At 47.1% G+C, this 21,686-nt stretch carries 14 protein-coding genes; 7 read left to right on the forward strand and 7 right to left on the reverse strand.

Annotated features, from left to right (window positions below):
• Positions 1–216: 216 nt before the first annotated feature.
• The 7 genes from ACTQ53_RS13660 to ACTQ53_RS13690 all read right to left on the reverse strand — a co-directional run bounded on the left by ACTQ53_RS13660 (position 217) and on the right by ACTQ53_RS13690 (position 12,700).
• On the reverse strand, positions 217–1,281 hold the full coding sequence (locus ACTQ53_RS13660) for a hypothetical protein (RefSeq protein ID WP_441933528.1): 1,065 nt from the start codon (positions 1,279–1,281) through the stop codon (positions 217–219).
• A 6-nt stretch (positions 1,282–1,287) separates the two neighbouring features.
• Positions 1,288–3,645: a cellulase family glycosylhydrolase gene (locus tag ACTQ53_RS13665; protein ID WP_441933530.1), complete on the reverse strand. Its 2,358-nt coding sequence runs from the start codon at positions 3,643–3,645 to the stop codon at positions 1,288–1,290.
• Complete coding sequence (locus ACTQ53_RS13670) at positions 3,642–4,097, reverse strand: T9SS C-terminal target domain-containing protein (RefSeq protein ID WP_264958812.1); 456 nt, start codon at positions 4,095–4,097, stop codon at positions 3,642–3,644. The genes ACTQ53_RS13665 and ACTQ53_RS13670 overlap by 4 nt, the downstream gene beginning before the upstream one ends.
• Positions 4,098–4,210: 113 nt before the next feature.
• Entirely contained in the window at positions 4,211–6,220 is a 2,010-nt protein-coding gene (locus ACTQ53_RS13675) for an IPT/TIG domain-containing protein (protein WP_441933532.1), read from the reverse strand.
• 19 nt (positions 6,221–6,239) lie between these two features.
• Positions 6,240–7,613 (reverse strand): glycan-binding surface protein, encoded by a 1,374-nt coding sequence (locus ACTQ53_RS13680; protein ID WP_441933534.1) that lies wholly within the window; start codon positions 7,611–7,613, stop codon positions 6,240–6,242.
• A 20-nt stretch (positions 7,614–7,633) separates the two neighbouring features.
• On the reverse strand, positions 7,634–9,394 hold the full coding sequence (locus tag ACTQ53_RS13685; RefSeq protein ID WP_294970591.1) for a RagB/SusD family nutrient uptake outer membrane protein: 1,761 nt from the start codon (positions 9,392–9,394) through the stop codon (positions 7,634–7,636).
• 18 nt (positions 9,395–9,412) lie between these two features.
• Complete coding sequence (locus ACTQ53_RS13690) at positions 9,413–12,700, reverse strand: SusC/RagA family TonB-linked outer membrane protein (protein WP_441933537.1); 3,288 nt, start codon at positions 12,698–12,700, stop codon at positions 9,413–9,415.
• 734 nt (positions 12,701–13,434) lie between these two features.
• Between ACTQ53_RS13690 and ACTQ53_RS13695 the strand changes: the two genes are divergently transcribed.
• The 7 genes from ACTQ53_RS13695 (at position 13,435) to ACTQ53_RS13725 (ending at position 21,519) form a co-directional block, all read left to right on the forward strand.
• Entirely contained in the window at positions 13,435–14,775 is a 1,341-nt protein-coding gene (locus tag ACTQ53_RS13695) for an acetylxylan esterase (protein ID WP_441933539.1), read from the forward strand.
• A 101-nt stretch (positions 14,776–14,876) separates the two neighbouring features.
• Complete coding sequence (locus tag ACTQ53_RS13700; protein WP_441933541.1) at positions 14,877–16,040, forward strand: glycoside hydrolase family 26 protein; 1,164 nt, start codon at positions 14,877–14,879, stop codon at positions 16,038–16,040.
• Between the two features lie 29 nt (positions 16,041–16,069).
• Positions 16,070–17,242: a glycoside hydrolase family 130 protein gene (locus ACTQ53_RS13705; RefSeq protein WP_441933542.1), complete on the forward strand. Its 1,173-nt coding sequence runs from the start codon at positions 16,070–16,072 to the stop codon at positions 17,240–17,242.
• A 124-nt stretch (positions 17,243–17,366) separates the two neighbouring features.
• A complete protein-coding gene (locus tag ACTQ53_RS13710; RefSeq protein WP_441933544.1) occupies positions 17,367–18,710 on the forward strand; it encodes an MFS transporter in 1,344 nt (447 codons plus the stop codon).
• A 30-nt stretch (positions 18,711–18,740) separates the two neighbouring features.
• Entirely contained in the window at positions 18,741–19,922 is a 1,182-nt protein-coding gene (locus ACTQ53_RS13715) for an AGE family epimerase/isomerase (protein ID WP_441933546.1), read from the forward strand.
• A 218-nt stretch (positions 19,923–20,140) separates the two neighbouring features.
• Positions 20,141–20,758, forward strand: coding sequence for a deoxynucleoside kinase (locus ACTQ53_RS13720; protein WP_294970577.1), 618 nt, complete (start codon positions 20,141–20,143; stop codon positions 20,756–20,758).
• A gap of 146 nt (positions 20,759–20,904) precedes the next feature.
• Entirely contained in the window at positions 20,905–21,519 is a 615-nt protein-coding gene (locus tag ACTQ53_RS13725) for a deoxynucleoside kinase (RefSeq protein WP_441933548.1), read from the forward strand.
• Positions 21,520–21,686: the final 167 nt, after the last annotated feature.

Below are 21,686 nucleotides of genomic sequence, written 5' to 3' on the forward strand. Positions count from 1 at the left end.
GATGGAGGGCTAAATTGCGTATTCTTGTCTCAAAATTAGAAAAATGATGCCGCCGTGCAAAGGTACAACATTATTTTGAGATTTGCAATACGGAGTTGAGCGGATACTTACGTAGTAACTGCTGCGTCGGGACGCATTTTCAGACCCATCGTGAGGCAAAAATAAACGCAGGCAAATCCACTTTGCCTGCGTTTGTTTTTTCAGTTTCTTTACGTCTTAATGTTCCAGATACAAGCCGTTCAGCTTTTCCAGGAACACACTCACTTCATCGTTTACCAACTCCATGAAACCATGGGTCTTACTATTGGAAACTCCAGGATAAGGAGTGTAGTAATGCTCATTGATAGGTTCTCCTGCGTTTCTGCCGAAAATCAGGTAAGCGATATGATGCTGTTTAAGTTCCGGCAGGAGTATATCAGCGAAGAGGCTGGAATCACCGATGGATTCGATGCCCGTTGTCATACCAAACGCATTGTTGTGCTCTTGTGCAAAAGGCAAAGCCTGAGCCACGATGTCCTTGATACTCTTCTGATAGAGGGGGAGATTGATGGCATCCTTAGACTGGAGATAAGTGATGTTGATGACATCAATATTGTGGTCTGGATAACGTTCCATCAGTTTCTTGCCTGGCTGGTAGGTCTCCGAATAACCGTAAACCACATTCGTTACTTCCTCATCTGATAAGCAGTCCTGTATCTTCTGATAAAGCTTACTGTAATCTTCCGCACTCAACTGACAGTACCATGCTTTGCCGTCTATCGGAAGGAGATTGAGAATCACCGGAGCCTTGATGCCGTAACCATCTTGCAAGGTATCAAGATATTTTGCCACTTGCTGGGTGTATTCTTCCAGTTTGTCTTCATCTCCGTTGTAGTTCGGCATTGTCCAGTTCATGATGAGCAAGCCTCCCTTGCGGAAGTGATTGAGCACATCTTCCCGGATTGCCTTGAATGGAACTCCGTCTGCATTCTGCTGCTTTCCGCTCTCGATGCCGTCCAGTTCATAACCGTTGGCTGCTGGTCGGTAACCGCAGAGTGCCTTCATGTCGCAGCGGTCGCTATCGCATTCCCATCTGTTCCATCCCATTCCGCTTAGGGTGCCGTACATCTGTCCGATGAGGGTTCCCTTGTTGGCGAAAGCCTTGAGGTTGGTTTTCAGATTCTCTGTGCGGGTAGTAAGACCGCTCATGGCAATCTCATCATACGATTTCTTTTTCTTTTCACCGCAGGATGAGAGAGCCATGAGTGCTGCAAAAATCAATAATAAATATTTGATACTCATCTTCTTTTATTCGTTATAAGCCTTCTTCATGGCTTCTACCACGGTAGGCAAGGTCCACTGTGGCACACTTCTGTCTGTACCGTCGAAGATGCTCATCCAGTAGAAGGTGGCTACGCCGTATGCCTTTGCCTGCTTCACGATGTCGGCAGCCTGGTCGGCAGCAGCCTGAATCTCGCTGGCAGAACTGTTCTTGCTGACGCTCTTGCTTCCATGAGTACCGTATTCACCGATGATGCAAGGAATGCCCTTGCTGATGAACTTTCTGTTCAGACGGGTGAACATATCAGCGATTTCCTTGCTGCAGGAAGCATCCCACTTGCCTTTGGCAAACCAGTCCCATGGTGAGTAGGTGTGAACTTCTACTGCGATATGGCCATCCACCTTGTCGGTAGGGATGGCGAGGTTGTTCAATACGTCGTCACCATTAGCTGCAGCATAGGTATTGATGATGAGGTTGCGGGTCTCGTTGTTGCCACCGGTAGCACGTACTGCATTCACGAAACTCTGGGCATATCCGTTCAAACCCTTATAGCTGCTTGCGCTCTTTGGTGCATTCCAGGTGTTGTCGGCATCAATCATCTCGTTGTAACCTTCGAACACCAGGTGCTGGTCGTAGTTCTTGAAACGGGTGGCAATCTGGGTCCAGAGATATTCAAACTTCTCCTTGTTCTCCTTGTAGTTGGCTTCATCAGCCTTGATCCAGTGCTTCACATCCTTATCGTCTGCACCTGTATCATGGTGAACATTCAGGATGCAGTACATTCCGTTATCAATGACGTAATCTACGATTTCCTGTATTCTGTTCATCCAGGCTTCATCCACGGTTCCGTCTTCCTTCATGTGCTGGAACCAGGTAACTGGGATGCGGACAGAATTAAAACCGTTCTTCTTCAGGAAATCTACCATCGGTTTGGTGGTAGGAACCTGTCCCCAAGCTTTCTCGAAATCAGTAACCGAGTTGCTGTTCATGTTCATCCACATGGCAACCACATCTGTACAGTTGCCGAAGTTGGTACCGATGCCCATGTTCTTTACTGCATCCACAGCACTTTCCTCTACGTAGTTGGCATTCAGGTTTACCTGGTCACGGGTAATCACGTTCTTGCTGCTCAATGCTGCCTTCCACCAGTCGTTGGATGGCATGCTGCTTCCATACCAAGGCATGAAGAAGCTCCATTTTGCACCGGCATTCCATGCCTCATCGATGCCGGCGGTAGCTGTGTTGCTCTTATCATCAGTTCCGCATTCTGCCAGGGCTACGAGCTTGCCAGGATAGCGTGCCTGAATCTCCTTGAACTCCTGTGCCTGCTTGACAGCATCATAGCCATAGAGGTCGCGGCCGATGATATCTACATACTTGTCGCCGGGATACCATTCGGCATCATTGTCATAGGTATTGACATCGCCATTGTAATTCTGTGTGGTCCAAGCCCAAATCAGGTTGTGGATTCCCTTGCTCTGGAAGTAGTCGAACATGGTCTGCCAAAGCTTCTTGTAGGTTTCAGCACCATCATATCCCCACCAGAACCAGGACTTGCCCCAGCTGGCTCCTGATTTCAGACAGGCATTGCCCGCTGCCTCGTGGAAAGGACGCCAAATGGCAACGACGCCTGCATCTTGCAACTTCTGCAGAACTTCCACCACCTTGTCCATCTCCTGATAGAACCATTTGTTCTCCCAAGAGCCTGCCGTCAATACGTTGGCAGCCTTGAAGGTGGTTTCGGATGGGGTGCAGGTCACACCGCTACCATCTGTTCCCGGAACTGTGCTTTCTGTCTTAGGCACGTTGAAGTGCCACATCAGCGATACCAGTCCGCCCTGGTCTGCCCAGTTGGTGACAGGAGTGATGTCGTTATAGTTGATCCATCCGTTGGAACCCTGCTTAGGAACATAGATATGGATGAAGTCATAGCAGTTCATGGCAGGATATTTGCCTGTTGCCTTATAGATTTTGTCTGCTTCCTGGGTGTTCCAGTTGACGTAGGCGATGACCGAAGAGATGGTCTTGCTGCCATAATTCAGCTGCAGATATTTGTATAGACGCTTGGTCTTTTCTGTAGCAGCAGGGTCAGCGAGATTCACATCGCCTACTTCGCTTTCGTGATAGATAGAGAAGACAACATTGTTAATCTTGTTGATGTCGTAGGTTTCGAAAGCACCGAATTCTTCCAAGCCTTTCACATAAATTTCCAGTTGGTTGTTGGCATTGTGCTTCATGCTGCTGATGGTATTGCTTTCGCCAGTCAGATTCCATTCAGCTTGCTTTCCTTCCGAATTGTTGATGGTAATCTTGTCACCATCAGTTTGTGCCAAGGCAGTGAATGAAATCATTACTGCCAGAAGTGAGAGTAATATCTTTTTCATTGTCTTGCTACTTTGATGGATTTGTTATTGATTTTGATGATGTATACGCCGTGGGTTAAACCATCAAGAGAAATGATGGTCTTGTCGCCTGCGATGACCGGAGAGAGATTTACTGCCTTTCCGTCGAGAGCAAAGGCACTCACCTGGTTGCGGGTGCCGTCTACGATGAGGCGGTCACCTTCGAAGGCAAACTTACTGTTGGCTTCAATTTGCTGGATGCCCGTAGTGGTACCATAGGTGAAGGTAGAAACCTTCCACAGTTCGTAACAGGCAGTAGTGGCAGTTGAAGTCACGGTCATCTTGTCATTCCCGAAGGTCACTTCCGGTAGAGTGCTCAGTGCAAACTCTATCCTGCTTCCATCGTTGAATGAAACAAACAGCGACTTGCCATCGGCAGCTTTGGCTGAGATGCAGCTGAGAGCTACCAGTAAGGATAATGCTATTTTCTTCATATCGGGTTAATGTTTTGGTTAAAATCAAAAATGTGGCGCAGTTAATTAACTACGCCACAAATTTACAAATTATATTTCACATAAATGCGTTTTTTATGTTAAATATTTCTATTTTATGGAAGGATAGCAATCTTGGTTACATTCTTCAGGTCGCCCTGGAGGATGAATGCAGTATCACTCCAACCGTCAGAGATGCTGTTCACAGCTTCCATCATGGCTGCATCGAATACCTTTACAATGCAACTCTGATCACCATTCCAGTCGGCTACAGTATCAATACCGCCCCAGTTGGCGTTGTTGATCTGAACCTGACCGGTAGCTCCTGCTTCTTTATAGAAGAGCATCTTGGAACCTACCTTGACACCCAACTTGATGAGGTCTGCCTTCATGATACGGAAACGACCGGTGTCATCCCAAGTGAAGTTGTATGGATACTTGATGGCGCTGTTGTCCATGTTGGTTGTGATAGTAGCGATATCCTTTTCTGCAGGAACCACCTTGAACTCTGGACCTTCAATCTTGTTGCCGTCTGGGTCTTCCATCACGATCTTGTAGGTACCAACTTCTGCATTGGCAGGAACCTGGCATACAATCTCAGTATTGGTACGAGAGGTATAGCGGTTTACCTTGTAAGAACCGATATAGAGGTTCTGGATGTTCTGGAAGTTCTTGCCAGTGATGGTGATGGTTGAACCTGCTGTAGCTTCTCCAGGAGTGATAGAAGCGATAGCTGGATCGGTAGCTGCCTTGATGCTCAATGCATCCTTCACCTCTATGGTTGTACCATTCTTCAGGTTGAGCTTGAAGCCTGTACCGGCGCATGCTGCAGGAACTGTTACTGCGATGGCATTGGCATTCTGAGCTGCAAATTTCTCAACGGTCTGCTCTACATCGCCAGGGAAGGTGATGCTTGCTACGAGGTCGAGATTTGTACCCTTGATGATGGTCTTATCGCCAGCTGTGATAGCTGCTGGTGTGCAAGAAGCTACGGTTGGCTTCACCAAAGTATAGGCTACTGTTACAGTCTTGCCGTTGGCGAGACTCAATGTGATATCGCCTTCCTGTGCATCCTCAGGAACAGTGGCAGTTACCTTGGTTGTCTCTACCTTGTTGAGCTGAGATGCTGCTGCATTAGGGAATGCAATGCCTGTAATCAGATCCATATCCTTACCGGTGATGGTGAGTTCGGCACCATTCTTCACTGGGTTAGGTGTTGCAACGAGTTGGGTAGGAACCACGGTGATGATGTTGCCTACAGGAACCTCGATACCGCTCTTGGTTACTACATAGAAGGTACCGTCTGTAGCCTTGGCTGGAACAGCAACAGTAATCTCTGCTACGCTCTGTGACTTAAAGTCGGCAGCATTTACAGTAGCGCCCTCAAACTTCACGCTGACAATCTGGTCGAATGAAGTACCCTTGATGCTGAGAATTTCGCCTGCCTTGATGTTGCGGTCCTTGATAGGAGTCGCCTCAGGAGTATTGATGGTCAACTCTTCCTTGGTCTCCAGAGAGGTACCATCCTTGATGGTATCTGTCAATGTGATGACACCTGTACGAGCCTCAGCCGGAATCTTCACCTGGATGGTATAGCGGTCGTGACCTACGAACTCTGCCTCCTTGATGGTATCGCTACCTGCGAAGATAACGCCGTGCATCAGGTTGAGGTAATCACCCTTGATGGTTACTACATCGCCTACATTACCTACCATAGTACCTTCGCTACCTACGAAGAACTTGGTGATTTCGATGTCCTCACGATAGGTGATAGGAGATACGGATGTAATCTCGCCGCCCTTCTTGGTCTTCAGTACAATCTGACCCGGCTCGCATTTCTCGGCAGGAACCTGGATGGAAATCTTGCTGTTGTAACCGCTCTGGAGAATCTCGTATGCGGTGATAGGATCTGCACCTGGAAGGTTGACAGACTCAATCTGGTCCAGATTGGTACCATAGAGATATAAGGTACCGCCACGGAGCACTGGGCATGGACCGAATGACTGGAGAGAAATCTCGTTACCATACTGGTCGGTAGAGAGGTCATCTCCGTCGCTGCACGCTGTCAGCGATAGCCCTACGAGGGCTACCACCAACATAGCGAATATTTTGCTTATCTTTTTCATATCAATTCAGATTATAAGTTTATTTGTTTGGAACCACACGGATGTTGTCAATCTTGATGATTGGGTTACAGTCTACACCGGTAGGCAATACGCTGGCATCATTGTATGCACCCTTGATAACAAAGATGTTGAAGGCACTGAAGTCGTTCACACCTGTATAGCTCAATCCCTTGTTGCCATCGTAGTCATAGACGAAGTCTGCCAATGGAATGGTTACGGTTACCCACTTACCTTCGGTGTTATATGTCTTGTCGTCTGTATTCTGCCATGGCATGTAGAGGGCACGTGCCAACTTACCCTGCTCGTGGAAGAAGGTGTTGTTGGCTCCTGCCAATACGTTGCCATAGATATCCTGTACACCTGCACCACCATTGGAAACCTGGCTTACGCTACCAAAGTAAATCTGCATAGGTGCAGCCGACCAACCGTTGTCCTTAGGGATGCACATCTCAAACTTCAGGCTCATGTTCTTCCAATCGCTGAAGTCTGCAAGATCCTGCATACGTGGACGGCTGGAGTAGGTCTCTGGGTCCTGCCAGCTTCCTGGCCAGTACTCGAACGAGAAGTTACCGTCGTTCCAGCCACCGTCTGCGCCCATGGCTGTCTCACCGAGTACCATGTAGTTGCCAGAAAGTGATGTGCCATCAGATGTAATGGTACGATTGTGCCAACCATTGTTGCCCAACACTTCTCCACCTTCCTTCCAAGGAGTATCGAAGTCGAAGAGCATACCGCGGTTGTCCATATAGCGGAAGCCAGCCTTGGTAGTACCGTTGATGGTTGTGATGGTAATAGGCTCGTGCTTAGGCATATCCTCTGGCATGTTGAAGCGGATGCTGTTCTGGGTGATCTTCAGGTCCTCGTAAGGAATGGTGTAGTTATCACCCACCTTGATAGTCAGATGACTGTTGTCGTAATCCAGGAAGTAGTCTCCCTTGATAGTTACTTCCTCGCCTGGAGCTGCCCACTCGTTGCTCATGCTGTGGATGGTTGGAGCTGGCACGATGGTCTTGAAATCGTATGCCACGGTGTCCTGCTTGCTGGTGATGAAGTAGATCTTATCACTTACCTCGTTAGGGATAGCCTTTGGCACGGTTACGATGATGGTGTTGTCCGTCATGTAACTGGTGTTCAGGACTGCTGACTGGTCGTTGAAGTTGATCTTGGTCACACTTCTCAGGTTTCTACCCACAATACAGATGGTATTGTTGAGGGATGCACCAGTAAGCAGTGAGTCCTTGCTGGCAGCATCCACAGGGCGAACATAATCGATGGTAGGAGTTCCGCCTGCAACTTCATACTTGTCTGGCTCGTCCTCGCAAGAAGTGAATCCTGCGCTGGCTGCAACAAGTGCCATGGCGAATAAAGCCCCATTTATATTCTTGATATTCATAATGAAATTCTCTTAATTGATTAATAACTATATGTGTTACGTACATCTACATGGATTGGAGTAGCATTGCTACCCAGGTTAGGGTTCAGGGCTACGTCCTCTGTAGGGAATGGCAAAGTAAAGCTGCTGGCTGTTACATTAGGTGCTGGGGTATTCTCATCATACTGCATTTCTGAGTTGTCCCATGTACCACTGTTGTAGTATGCCTTGTAAACTGCATCGCAGTTCCACATCGCATTGCGGCGCTGTGCCTTCAATTCCTTGATGCAGCTGTCTACATCATAGTATGCACGGCGTACGAAATCATACCAGCGGTCACCCTCACCTGCAAACTCCAGGCGGCGCTCCTTCCAGATGTCATCGAATGTAAGAGAGGTCTTTCTTACGAATCCCTGCCACTCGTATGCACGGCCACGAACCTTGTTGAAGCAATCCAGGGCAAGTGCATCGGTATTGTTACCCATCTGTACCTGTGCCTCTGCATAAATCAGATAGATGTCTGAAAGACGGAGGAGTGGAGTAGGGAGAGCATTAGACATACGGGTTGGAGTGATGCCCAGTTCTTCCTTGTGGTCATAGTTGTCACCATAGAGGTTCTTCACGTTGCTACCACCGCAAGGACCCTGGCACTGACCAGTTGCAGCTGCATTGTAACCCTTGTTATACCAGAAATCCAGGTAAGAGAATCCCTTCTTCAGACCGTCCTTCTGTGCATTGGCAGGAAGATCGTGGTCTCTCCAGAAGTAAGAATATACATCGCCTGGCATCATGATGGTTGCCTTACGACGGTGGTCTGGATCTACACGGCTTGCTGGATCATCCTTAGGAGATACACCGAAGGCTTCCATCAAATCAACCGATGGGCCGCCCCAACCGCCCCAGCAGTCACCATTCTCATCGAAACCTTCTGGAGCCAAGTCGCTCTGGAGGGTGTTCTGAGAAGTCCACTGAGTACCTACTGTCCAGCGCCATGCAATCAGAATTTCGTCGCAGAACTGGTTAGAGCCACGGAAGATGTCCTCGTAGTGCTCCATCAGTCCTCTGCCTGAGTTTTCGATGACATCCTTGGCATATTCGGCTGCCTTCTTCAAATCGTCCTGATTCAAGGAGCCTGAAACACCAGCCTTGGTCAGATAAACCTTACTGAGCAGACCTTCTGCACAGTAGTAGTCGATGCGACCCGAAGTGCTCTTTTCCTTAGGAAGAAGCTCCATCGCCTTTTCCAGGGTCATGATGATATACTCATATACATCAGCCTTTTCTACCTTGCTCAACTGGTTGTAGTCACCCTTGCCAAGCGTCTCTGAGTTGCTGTGGATGATAGGCACATCACCGAAGGTACGTACCAGATAGAAGTATGCCATCGCCTTCCAGGCAAGACATTCGCCCATACACTGGTTCTTCACCTTCTCTGTGGTGTTGATTGCCTTCTGCAATGACTCGTAAACAGTGCTGCAGTGACCAATCTCTGCCCAGAGAGAGTAAGACATGTTTACCAGGTCCTCATCGGTACCATTGGTACTGAAGTTCATGTAAGGGCTTGAACCCCAATACATATTACCCGACATAACCTCACCAATCTTGATGAAACCACGCTGGAAATCATACCAAGGTGAGTTGGAGAGATAGTTTACGCCAGAGATGCAGGCTGCATCACCGTTGTAAAAGTTCTCTGTGTTGTAATTGTCCTCTACTGGCTTGTCAAGGAAGTCACTGCAAGAGGTCATTCCCATACCGAGGAGCATTACAAATGCTGTATATTTAATATTCTTAAATTTCATAACTGTTCGTTTTGGATATTAGAATGATAAGTTCAAACCAAATGTAACGGTGGTTGGAGAAGGGTAGCGACCGAAGTCCAGACCATATACATTCGCACTCTGAGTAGAGAGACCTACCTCTGGGTCGTAACCGCTGTAACCGGTGATGGTAAAGAGGTTAGACGCTGTGAGAGTCAGTCGGAGATTGGTCAGACCAATCTTCTGGATAAGCTTCTGGTCGAATGTGTATCCCAGAGCCATGCTCTTCAAGCGGAGGTATGAACCATCCTCGATATAACGGTCGCTGAATGCGTCGTTATCGTTAGGGTCGTTGATGGATGCACGTGGGTACATCGAGTTTGGATTGTCAACGGTCAGATTAGAGATGTTGTCATACCAGTTACCAGTCTGGTTACCATCCTTGGCTACGAGGTGAACTCGCTTGTTTACATCCTTCAACTGGTTGCTCCATGGAGAGTTCATGTGAGTCATCTTCATGTTCAGATAGTTGGCTACCTTGGCGCCTACAGAACCGTTGATGAAGATATTCAGGTCGAAGTTCTTGTAGCGGAAGGTGTTGTTCCATCCGAAGGTCCACTTAGGGAGTGGAGAACCGATGTTGGTCTTATCATTCTCGTCGATGATACCATCGCCGTTGATATCCTTGTACTTCAAGTCACCTACATAGGTGGTGTTGCTGCGGCTGAACTTAGATGGATCGTCAATCCATGCATAGTGCTTGGTGCCATCTGCATCTGTTGTTACAGAGATTGGGTTGTTCTTCTGCAGGGTCTGCACTGGAGAACTGATGATATCGTTGTAATCCTTATATACTCCCTCTACTACGTAACCGTAGAAGTTGTAGAGTGATTCACCTGGTGCAGAACGGGAAACAACGTCGCTCCACTGTCCCTTACCGAGCAATGCGGTACTGCCGGAAAGACTCTTCAACTTGTTCTTGTTGATAGAGATGGTGACGTCTGAACTCCAGTCGAAGTCCTTGGTGACGATAGGGTGGGTGTTGAGGGCAATCTCAAGACCGGTATTCTCGATGTCGCCATAGTTTCCGTATGGTGCAGCGAGGGCTGAAGATGCATTACCGCTGGTACCCATGATAGAAGGCAGGTTGAGCTGCATCAGCATGTCCTTGCTCATCTTCTTGTACCAGTCTACGGTCAGGTTCACACGGCTGTTGAAGAAACCGAGGTCAAGACCTACGTTCCACTGCTCCTGAGTCTCCCACTTGATGTCGAGGTTCTTCAGGTTGGCAGGACGGAAGCTGGTACCCAGGGCTGTATCCATGGTACTCATGGCAGAACCCCACTTGTAACCACCGATATTGGAGTTACCTGTCTGACCCCAACCGAGACGCAACTTACCGTTGCTCAACCACTTGATGCCCTTCATGAACTGCTCGTTGGTGAAACGCCAGCCCAAAGCCAATGAGTGGAAACCTGCCCAACGGTTGTTAGGACCGAAGTTTGAGCTACCATCATAACGATAGGTATAGGTAGCGAGATAACGGTCGTCGTAGTTGTAAGTCTCACGGGTGAAGAAGGAAGCCATAGATGAACTACCCCATCCTGCGTTAGGCTTAGGGTCACCCTGTCCCAATGCTGGGTTGTGAACTACATCGTTAGGAAGCTGGGTGTTGAGAAATGCCAGATAGTCATATTTTGATTCCCAGCATTCCTGACCGAGCATGGCAGTGATACTATGTTTGCCGATATTGGTAGAATATTGCAGATAGTTGTTCAATGACCAGAAGGTATTGCTGTTCTTCTGCAGACGGCTCTGGTTGCTCTGACGCTTCCAGGTTCCGAGGTCTATCATAGGACTGTAGGTGTCAGCCTTGGATGCACCTATGTCGAAACCTAACTGGCTGTGCCAGGTCAAGCCCTTCATCAGGGTGATATCTGCAAAGACACTACCGTTCAGGCTCTGACGGTCGAGCAGGATATCATCTTCCATTGCTAAAGCGATAGGGTTAGGATTGGTGAATCCTTCCTTAGATACGCTTGAGTATCCGCCATCAATATTGTAAATCTGGATATCTGGAGGTGTAGTCAATGAGTAGTTGATCAAACCTTCTTCACCGTCAGCCAGTTTCAAGCTCTCTGATGTCTTTGAATAGGTAGCATTCAGTCCGAGCTTGAACCATTTCTTCAACTGTGCAGAGAGGTTTACGCGCATAGAGTAGCGCTGGAATTCAGAACCGATGATGGTACCGTCCTGGTCTGTCCAGTTGCCTGAGATATAGTAGTTTACCTTATCAGTACCACCCTCTGCGGCAATCTGGTGTGACTGCTGCCAAGCGGTCTGGAAGATAGCATCCTGCCAGTTGGTACCGATACCGAGGATAGAAGGGTCGCTATATACTGGGTCTGGCTTGGAGATTTCTCCCTGGTTGGCGAGGTCGTTGTAATATTCTGCAAACTCGCGCAAGTTCATGATATCCAGGCGCTTGTTCTGACGGCTTGCAGCTACGCTACCGGTATAGGTAAACTTAGCTTCGCCAGCCTTACCCTTCTTGGTAGTAATCAACACGACACCATTGGCACCCTGGGCACCATAGATAGCGGTGGCAGAAGCATCCTTCAATACCTCCATGCTGACGATATCGCTAGGGTTGATCAAAGACAATGGAGATACGGCTGAGTGAGAACCATTACCGAGCTTGTCACCCAAACCGAGTGATGAACCGCTGTTGCTCTGAGAATTGAAGATGACACCATCTACGACGTACAATGGCTCTGAGTTGGCGTTGATAGTAGCGATACCACGCACGCTAACGGCTACGGCAGAACCTGGCTGACCGGAAGTCTGGACAGCGTTCACACCTGAAATCTTTCCCTGGAAAGCCTGGTCAACGTTGGTGATAGGAGTCTGTTTCAATGTCTTTTCGTCCATAGAAGCGGAAGCACCGGCGAGGTCGCTCTTCTTCATGGTACCATAACCTACAACCACTACTTCCTGAAGACTGTTGTTGTCTTCGGTCAAAGTAATGTTGTATTTGTTCTGACCGCCCACCTTGAATGATTTGGCGATGTATCCTACGTAGGATACTTCAACGGTCTGTCCGGCAGCTACATTCAGCGTGTAGTTACCGTCCATATCTGTGACAACGGCATTTTTGGTGCCCTTAACTTTTACGGTAGCACCGATGATAGGACCCATTGCATCGGTAACATTACCTGTAATCTTCTTTGCTTGTTGAACAGCCTGGCTCGTTGTGATCTGGGCTGCGAAAGTTTGCTGAGGAGAGATGCCGAGAAAACTCAGGGCAGCTACGCCAGCAAGCAACTTTTCTCTACTTTTGATGTTCATAAACTTTTTGTTAGTTGGTTAAAACAGTTTGGCGTTTCCTCTGCCTGTCGAGCAGTTCATCTTCAAACACTTCTTTTTCGAAGATGCTCTCGTCATTTGGAGGAGATCCCAAACGGATAATCGCTCTCTGGTTCATCCTTTGCCCATACATCTTGATGGGGAGGAAAGCAAGAGGCTTGCTCTAGGTTGCCTTTTCTTGTTTCATTGTTGTGATTGTTTTTATATTGTTTATTCTTGTAATTTCTTATCTTTTAGGCTACTTTCGTATTCCGGTGCAAAGATAACAGTTTTTTGCTGAAAACCTTGTACCTATTTTGCTGATTACTGATACTTTTCTGCTTTATGGCAGATATGATGCATTTTTTCTTGTCTCTGCATGCTGTAGAGTGTATGTTTTACATTTTATTTACGGTTTGCTTGACTTGTGTTAAGAAAAGAGGTTTTTCTGTGCCAATCTTGTTGTAACAACGTATAAAATCTCTATATATTATAAGGTTCGCGTACATTATATTATATATATCAGGAAATAGGTGTAGGTATATCTTCTAAAATGTAGGAAATAGATTTGCAAAAGAATACCGTTCATGTAGTTACCTGTGCTTTTTTTGCATTTTTTTTATTCTTTGAAATGAAAGTACGTTTATTCGGCAAAATAGTACATGGGTTTGTCGAAAAATATCCTTAACTTTGCAACCGTAAAACTTGACTGTGTAACTAACAATATGGACATAAAAATGAAGAATAGTAATGCAAAGGTTTTTAAGTTAATAATTATAAGTGTTCTGATAAGTGCGCTGGGTTCTTTGAACCTTCGCGCACAAATCAGAGGCAACAACATTGTGGTTTCGGTTACTCCTGATCATCAGAATTGGAACTACAAGGTAGGTGAGAAAGCTAACTTCACCGTCCATGTGAGAAAAAGCGGAACGCTTCTCGATAACGTCAAGATAGACTACGAAGCTGGTCCGGCAATGTTTCCGGAAGTGAAGAAGAGTGCTGTGCTGAAAGACGGAACCATGAAATGGAGTGGGGCGCTCAAGCAGCCGGGCTTCTATCGCTTCAAGGTGATAGCTCATGTAGATGGCAAGAATTATGAGGGACTTTGTACTGCAGGTTTCTCTCCAGAAAAGATCCAGCCGTTTGCCAAGGAACCGAAAGACTTTGATGCTTTCTGGAAGAAGGCATTGGATGAGGCAAGACAGAATGACCTCAATCCTACCAAGGTGCTCCTTCCAGAGCGTTGCACCAAGGATAAGAATGTATATGAAATCAGCTATAACAACAACCGCTGGGGCTCTAAGATGTATGGCATCCTGAGTGTTCCGGTCAAGGAAGGTAAATATCCTGCTCTTCTCCGTGTTCCTGGTGCCGGTGTCCGCCCTTATGCTGGCGATACCTATACAGCTCCTGCTGAGTGCATCGTGCTCGAAATCGGTATTCACGGTGTTCCTGTTACCATGGAGCAGAAGGTATATGATGATCTTGCCAATGGTGAACTGAATGGTTACTGGGATACCAATCTCGAAAATCCGAACCGCAACTCTTATAAGAGAGTCGTAACCGGTGCAGTCCGTGGTGTGGATTATATCGCTTCCCTTCCAGAATGGAATGGCAAGACCATCGGTGTGACCGGTTCTTCACAGGGTGGATTCCTTTCTATCGCTGTGGCAGCTCTCGATAAGCGCATCACTTTTCTGGCTCCTGTTCATGATGCTATGTGCGATTATGAGGCTGAGATTCACGGAGTTGCTGGCGGTTGGCCACACTACTTCTATAAGGAAGACAAGGCACAGGGTGCTGCCTGGAAAGAGCAGAAACTGACTGATTTGGAGAAGGCGCGCCTCGAAGGAGCCCGCTATTATGATGGTGCCAACTTCGCCCGTCGCATCACTTGTCCGGGTTGGTATAGCTTCGGATATAATGACGAGGTGGTTCCTCCTACATCATCTTACGGACTTTACAATAGCGTAAAGGCTCCTAAGACCTTGAGTCTCTATCAGATGACTGGACATTTCTGGTATCAGGAGCAGTGGGATGAATGGCAGCGATTCATCGAAGCGCAGCTTCGAAAGTGAAGAGTGAAGAACGAAGAGTGAAGAAACAACGTTCGGCGTCAGAAGGGAAAGCCAATTCAAATGCTAATAACTTCACATTTAACACTTAATATTATAAAGATATGGTATTGAAGAAATATTTATTGAGTGCAGCTTGTCTGCTGGCGATGCAGGGAGCTATGGCTCAGGTGAACGGTGTCACTGGTACATCAGTCCAGGCTGCTAATACATCCTGCTGCAAAGGCAAGAAAGATTGCAGCAAAACACCTGCAGGACAGCTGAAGACTCGGTTGCAGAAATTATTAAGCAAAGGTATCATGTTGGGTCATCAGGATGACCCGGTGTATGGTACCACCTGGAAATGGGATGAAGGAAAGAGCGACGTGCTCCTCACTACGGGCGACTATCCTGCAGTGATGGGATTCGACCTCGGTAAGATAGAACTCGACAGCAAGGAAAATCTCGACGGCGTTCCTTTCGACCGTATGAGAAAGGAGATTCTGGCACAGCACAAACGTGGCGGTATCGTAACCTTGAGTTGGCATCCATGGAATCCGGCAACAGGAGAGAATGCATGGGATCCGAAGGGGGATGCCGTAGCTGCTGTTCTTGACGGAGGTGCTCAGCAGCAGAAGTTTGATGCATGGCTCAAGAAAGTATCAGATTTCATCCTCTCGTTGAAGAATGAGAAAGGACAACTCGTTCCCGTTATCTTCCGTCCGTGGCATGAGATGAATGGCGGATGGTTCTGGTGGGGAGCCAATAGTTGTACACCTGCGCAATACAACCAACTTTACGCAAAAACCTATCACAGACTTACTGAAGCAGGGTGTAACAACATCGTATGGGCTTGGTCGCCAAACTTGGGAGACGAGAAGAACGTTGATGCTTTCTTGGAGCGTTATCCGGGTAATGAGTTCGTTGATCTGGTAGGCGTTGACATCTATGAGTTTGACAACAATGATGCCACCTATCAGAAGAATCTTACCGAGACATTGGATGTGATGATGCAGGCTGCCCAGAAAATCAACAAGATTCCTGCGCTCTCCGAGACAGGATGCCGAGGCATTTCGCAGAAGCAGAACTGGTTCACCCAGACTCTTTGGCCAGTACTTCAGAAGTATCAGTTGAGCTACGTTCTCTTCTGGCGCAATGCTTGGGACAAACCTCAGGAGGAAGCTTATCTCCCTGGAGTAGGTGATGGAGCCATCGTCAATGACTTCAAGGCATTCAAGAACGAAAAGAAAGTCCTTTTTGTCAAAGACATTGTAAAGGTAAAAAAATAAAAAGGTAAAAAAGTAAAAAAAGATATATTATGACAACATTTCAAGAAAAAGTGAAGGCTCTCCGTGCTCATCATGAGGAATTGCTGAGCCGTAAGAATGAACCGGTAGAGTGGGGAAACGGTATCTACGAGAAGTATAAGAACCCTATCCTTACCGCAGAACATACACCATTGGAGTGGCGCTACGACTTCGATGAAAAGAGTAACCCATATCTGATGCAGCGCATCATGATGAATGCTACCCTCAATTCCGGTGCCATCAAGTGGAACGGAAAGTATCTCCTCGTTGTTCGTGTGGAGGGTGCTGACCGCAAGAGTTTCTTTGCTGTAGCAGAGAGTCCTAACGGTATCGACAATTTCCGCTTCTGGGATGAGCCTATCACCATGCCAGAGAATGTGGTTCCTGCTACCAATATCTATGATATGCGACTCACCGCTCATGAGGATGGTTACATCTATGGCGTGTTCTGTGCAGAGCGTCATGATGATGATCAGCCAGGTGACCTCAGTGCTGCAACAGCAACAGCTGCTATCGCACGTACCAAGGACTTGGTAAACTGGGAGCGTCTTCCTGATTTGAAGACCAAGAGTCAGCAGCGCAATGTGGTTCTCCACCCAGAGTTCGTTGATGGCAAGTATGCTTTCTATACCCGTCCACAGGATGGTTTCATCGATACAGGTTCAGGCGGTGGTATCGGCTGGGCATTGGTTGATGATATCACCCATGCTGAAATCAAGGAAGAGAAGATCATCAATGCCCGTCATTATCATACCATTCAGGAGGTGAAGAACGGAGAGGGTCCTCATCCTATCAAGACAGATAAGGGTTGGTTGCACCTGGCTCACGGTGTTCGTGGCTGTGCCAGCGGTCTCCGTTATGTGCTCTATATGTATATGACATCTCTTGAGGATCCTACAGAGGTGATTGCAGAGCCAGGTGGATACCTTCTCGTACCGGAAGGTCCTGAGTATATCGGTGATGTGATGAATGTTGTTTTTACCAATGGTTGGATTGCAGATGAGGATGGCAAGGTATTCATCTACTATGCGTCTTCTGATACACGTATGCATGTAGCTACTTCTACCATCGACCGTCTGGTTGATTACTGCATGAATACACCAAAGGACGACTATCGCACTCAGTTCTCAGTAGAGAAGATCAAGGCTTTGGTTGCAAAGAATAAGGAAACATTAAATAAGTAATTTTTTTCATAGGTATTAAGATTGTAGGGATTCTTTACCCTCGTACGTATTATAAACATGTACGAGGGGCGAATCCCTTTTTCGTACAGTTCAAAGTTCAAAATTAAAAGTTCAAAGTAAAACAATGGCTAGTATAAAAGAAAAAATTGCTTATGCACTCGGTGATGCTGCTGCCGGTGGTATCGTATGGAAGGTGATGTCTATTGCATTTCCTCTGTTTTTTACCAACGTCTTCGGACTCTCTTTTGCCGATGCTGCGGTGCTGATGCTTGTGGCTCGTATGTTCGATGTGGTTACCGACCCGTTGATGGGTAGTCTTGCTGACCGTACCCAGAGCCGTTTCGGCACCTATCGTCCTTGGCTCATCTATGGTGCCATTCCTTTCGGATTGATATTCGCCCTCTTGCTCTACACGCCAGACTTCGGTCCTGTAGGCAAGCGAATCTATGCTTATGCCCTCTATCTCCTGATGATGGCGGTATATACTATGGTGAATGTGCCTTACGGTTCATTGCTTGGTGTGATGACCGAAGATGATGATGAGAAGAACCAGTTCTCTTCTTTCCGTATGGTGGGAGCTTATGCGATGGGTTTTGCTACCTTGCTTTCCTTCCCATATCTCCAGAAGATGGTAGGTGGAAATGCTGCTCATCAGTATGCAGTCATTGGTGCCGTACTCGGTATCATTGCTGCCGTGATGACCTTGGCTTGTGGACTCCTCACCAAGGAACGTCTCAAGCCAAAGCGTGCTGAGAAATTCTCCTTCAAGCAGTTTGCTGACCTAGTTCACAATAAGGCTTGGCTCTATATGACAGCCATCGCCGTGTGCACCAACTTCTTCAACGGATTCCGCTATGCCGTAGCTGGCTATATGTTTGATTACTGTCTGCATGGCAATGTAACCATCGAGGGATTGATTATCAACTATACCGTTTTCATGGCATTCGGTGAAGTAACCTGTATGATTTTCGGTGGTGTATCTCCTTGGTTCACCCGTCTGGTAGGCAGCAAGCGCATGGCATTCTTCTGGGCTGCAGCTCTCTGTCTGGTTCTTTCTGTTGTCTTTTTCTTCATCCCGATGAATCCGTCGTATATCTGGGTGATGATAGTTATCGTTATCCTTACCTCTATGGGTATCGGTATCTATTCGCCATTGATGTGGTCAATGTATGCCGATGTAGCCGACTATCATACCGAGCATTTCGGAACATCAGCTACGGGTCTTATCTTCTCTTCCGGTACGATGAGCCAGAAGTTTGGTACCGCCATTTCCGGTTCTCTTATCGCCCTTTTCCTGGGTTGGGCAGGTGCCAACATGATTACAGATAAGATGGGTAATACGATGATCGACCCAGCCAGTGTCACCGACTCTGTGCTCACGATGGTATGGTCATTGTTCTCACTCTTCCCTGCTGTCATTGCCTTCCTGTTGATGGTATTGTCATGGAAGTTCCCTATCAAGAAGTAGAATGATGTACAACTGATAATCACTTGAAAAATGGAAAACTTGAAAGAAACGATGAAGGATGTCCTGGAGAACAACATCCTCAAGTATTGGATTGACAAGGTGAAAGATGAAGAAAACGGCGGCTTTTATGGACGTGTAGATGGTAATGACCAGGTACACCCTGAAGCAGAGAAAGGTGCTGTGATGAATGCCCGCATCCTTTGGGCGTTCTCTGCTGCCTACCGTGTGTTGAAGAAGCCGGAATATCTTGAGGCTGCCACCCGTGCCAAGGAGTATGTGCGTGATCATTTCCTGGACAAGGAATATGGCGGCATCTACTGGAGCGTTGACTATCAGGGCAATCCGCTCGATACCAAGAAGCAGACTTATGCCATTGGCTTTGCCATCTATGGTTTCTCAGAGTATGCCCGTGCAACAGGCGACAAGGAGGCACTGGATATCGCTATCTCCTTGTATCATGACATCGAGAAGCATGCCTTTGATGCCGAGAACAATGGTTATATCGAAGCCTTGACCCGTGAGTGGAATCCGATTGCCGACATGCGTCTCTCGGATAAGGACGAGAATGGTTCCCGCACCATGAATACCCATCTCCATATCATCGAGCCTTACACCAACCTCTATCGTGTTTGGAAGACTCCGGAACTGGAGAAGAGCATCCGTAATCTGCTCGATATCTTCACCGATAAGCTTCTGAACAAGGAGACTTATCACCTCGACCTCTTCTTCAATGACGAGTGGGAGGGCAAGCGCAACATCGAGAGTTATGGTCATGATATCGAGGCTTCCTGGCTGCTCCACGAAACCGCTCTTGTTCTGGGCGATAAGGTATTGCTGCATAAGATAGAGCACATCATCCGTCGTATAGCCGATGCTGCCGATGAAGGTTTGCGTCCGGATGGCAGTATGGTTTACGAGCATTGGAAAGATGGAGATAAGTATGATCTCCAGCGCCAGTGGTGGGTGCAGTGCGAGAACATCATCGGCCATATCGACCTCTACCAGTATTTCTGCACCGAAGAGAATCTTCTGGTTGCCATCTCCTGCTGGAACTATGTAGCCAAGCATCTCCTGGACGCCAAGAACGGTGAGTGGCACTGGGCTATACTGGAAGATGGTACGGTGAACAAGGAGGATGATAAGGCTGGTTTCTGGAAATGTCCTTACCATAACTCCCGTATGTGTCTCGAACTCATCGAACGAGACTATTAGACAGAAACACACATCTGAATGAATAGTTGATTTTATAAGTTGATCCCGCAGTTTGCAGATTATGCTGTTTTTTATTCTATATGGATAATAATTGGCGTAATTTGCGAAATCTGCGGGACTTTTTTTGTTTATCCCAAATATTTGTTGTAATTTTGCAGTCAATGCAGGGCGCTAGCCCCATGATTAAATATTAAATGTAAATTATTCTTTCAAAATAAATGTATATAGCAATAGCAGGAAACATCGGTAGCGGTAAGACCACGTTGACCAAGATGCTCGCCAAACACTATGGCTGGAAGAAGTATTTGGAGCCCGTGGCTGATAACCCCTATATCGATGACTATTACAAGGACATCCCCCGATGGGCACTCAACATGGAAGTGTTCTATCTCAAGCAGCGATTCAAGAATCTGCTCGAAATCCAGCACAGTACGGAGACGGTCATCCAGGACCGTACCATCTTCGAAGGTGTATATGTCTTTGCAGCCAACAACCGGAAGATGGGCAACATGGACCAGCGCGACTACGAGACTTATATGGAGCTTTTCGAGTCGATGATGGAAGTGGTAGAGATGCCTGAACTGATGATTTATCTCCGTTCTTCAGTTCCTCACCTCGTGAAGAATATCCAGAAGCGCGGTCGTGATTATGAGCAGAAGATGCCTCTGGATTATCTGGAAGGTATCAACAATCTCTACGAAGATTTCATCATGAACAAATATACCGGCAATGTGCTCATTGTGGAAGTAGACAATCTCGACTTCGAGCACAACCCCAAGCAGTTTGGTGACATCATCGATAAGATTGATGCCAAGCTCTTCGGCCTCTTTTCTTAAAGGTAAAAAAGTAAAAGGGTAAAAAGGTAAAAAAGGGTAAAAAGGGTAAAAAGGGTAAAAAGCGCCATCCCCCTTTTGTGCCCCCATTCCCAGCGATTCCATCGCTGGTCCCCAAGCCAAAACTAAAAGTAAAAAAGTAAAAAAAGATGCATATAGCAATAGCAGGAAATATAGGTAGCGGCAAGACTACATTAACCAAGATGCTTGCCAAAAGATATGGTTGGAAGGCAAACTTCGAACCGGTAGATAATAATCCGTATCTGGCTGATTTTTATCAGGATATGGAACGCTGGGCGTTCAATCTTCAAATCTATTTCTTGAACAAGCGATTCCATGATGTCGTGGAAATCGCCCGTTCAGAACAGACCATCGTACAGGACCGTACTATCTTCGAGGATGCCCGCATCTTCGTTCCTAATCTTCATGACCTCGGTAAGATGAGCGATAGGGATTTCGATAATTATACCGATCTCTTTGATCTGATGATTAGTCTGGTGAAGCTCCCAGACCTGATGATTTACATCAAGAGTAGTATTCCAACGCTTGTCAAGCACATTGAGAAGCGAGGCAGAGACTTCGAGAAGAGTATCCGCATCGACTACCTCCAGGGCTTGAACAACCGTTACGAAGAATGGATCAAGAGTTACAAGGGTCGCCTCATCATCGTTGATGGTGACAATCTGGAGTTTGGTGAGAATCCTGAAGACTTCCGTAAGGTGACCGATCTGATAGATGCTGAACTCTTCGGGCTCTTCAAATAAGAACTTAACCTTAGCCGGTGGTTCAACAATGGTCGTAAAAAAGACCGTGTCATAAGCTTAGATACAGTTGGTGCATAACTGTTGACCACCGCATGCACATCACCTGATGTACGAGCGCGCAACAGCTGATATGCAAGCGCACAACAGCTGTTGTGCGGCCAGAGAAG

Source organism: Prevotella sp. Sow4_E9_plate (assembly GCF_052116205.1).
Classification (GTDB): Bacteria; Bacteroidota; Bacteroidia; order Bacteroidales; family Bacteroidaceae; genus Prevotella.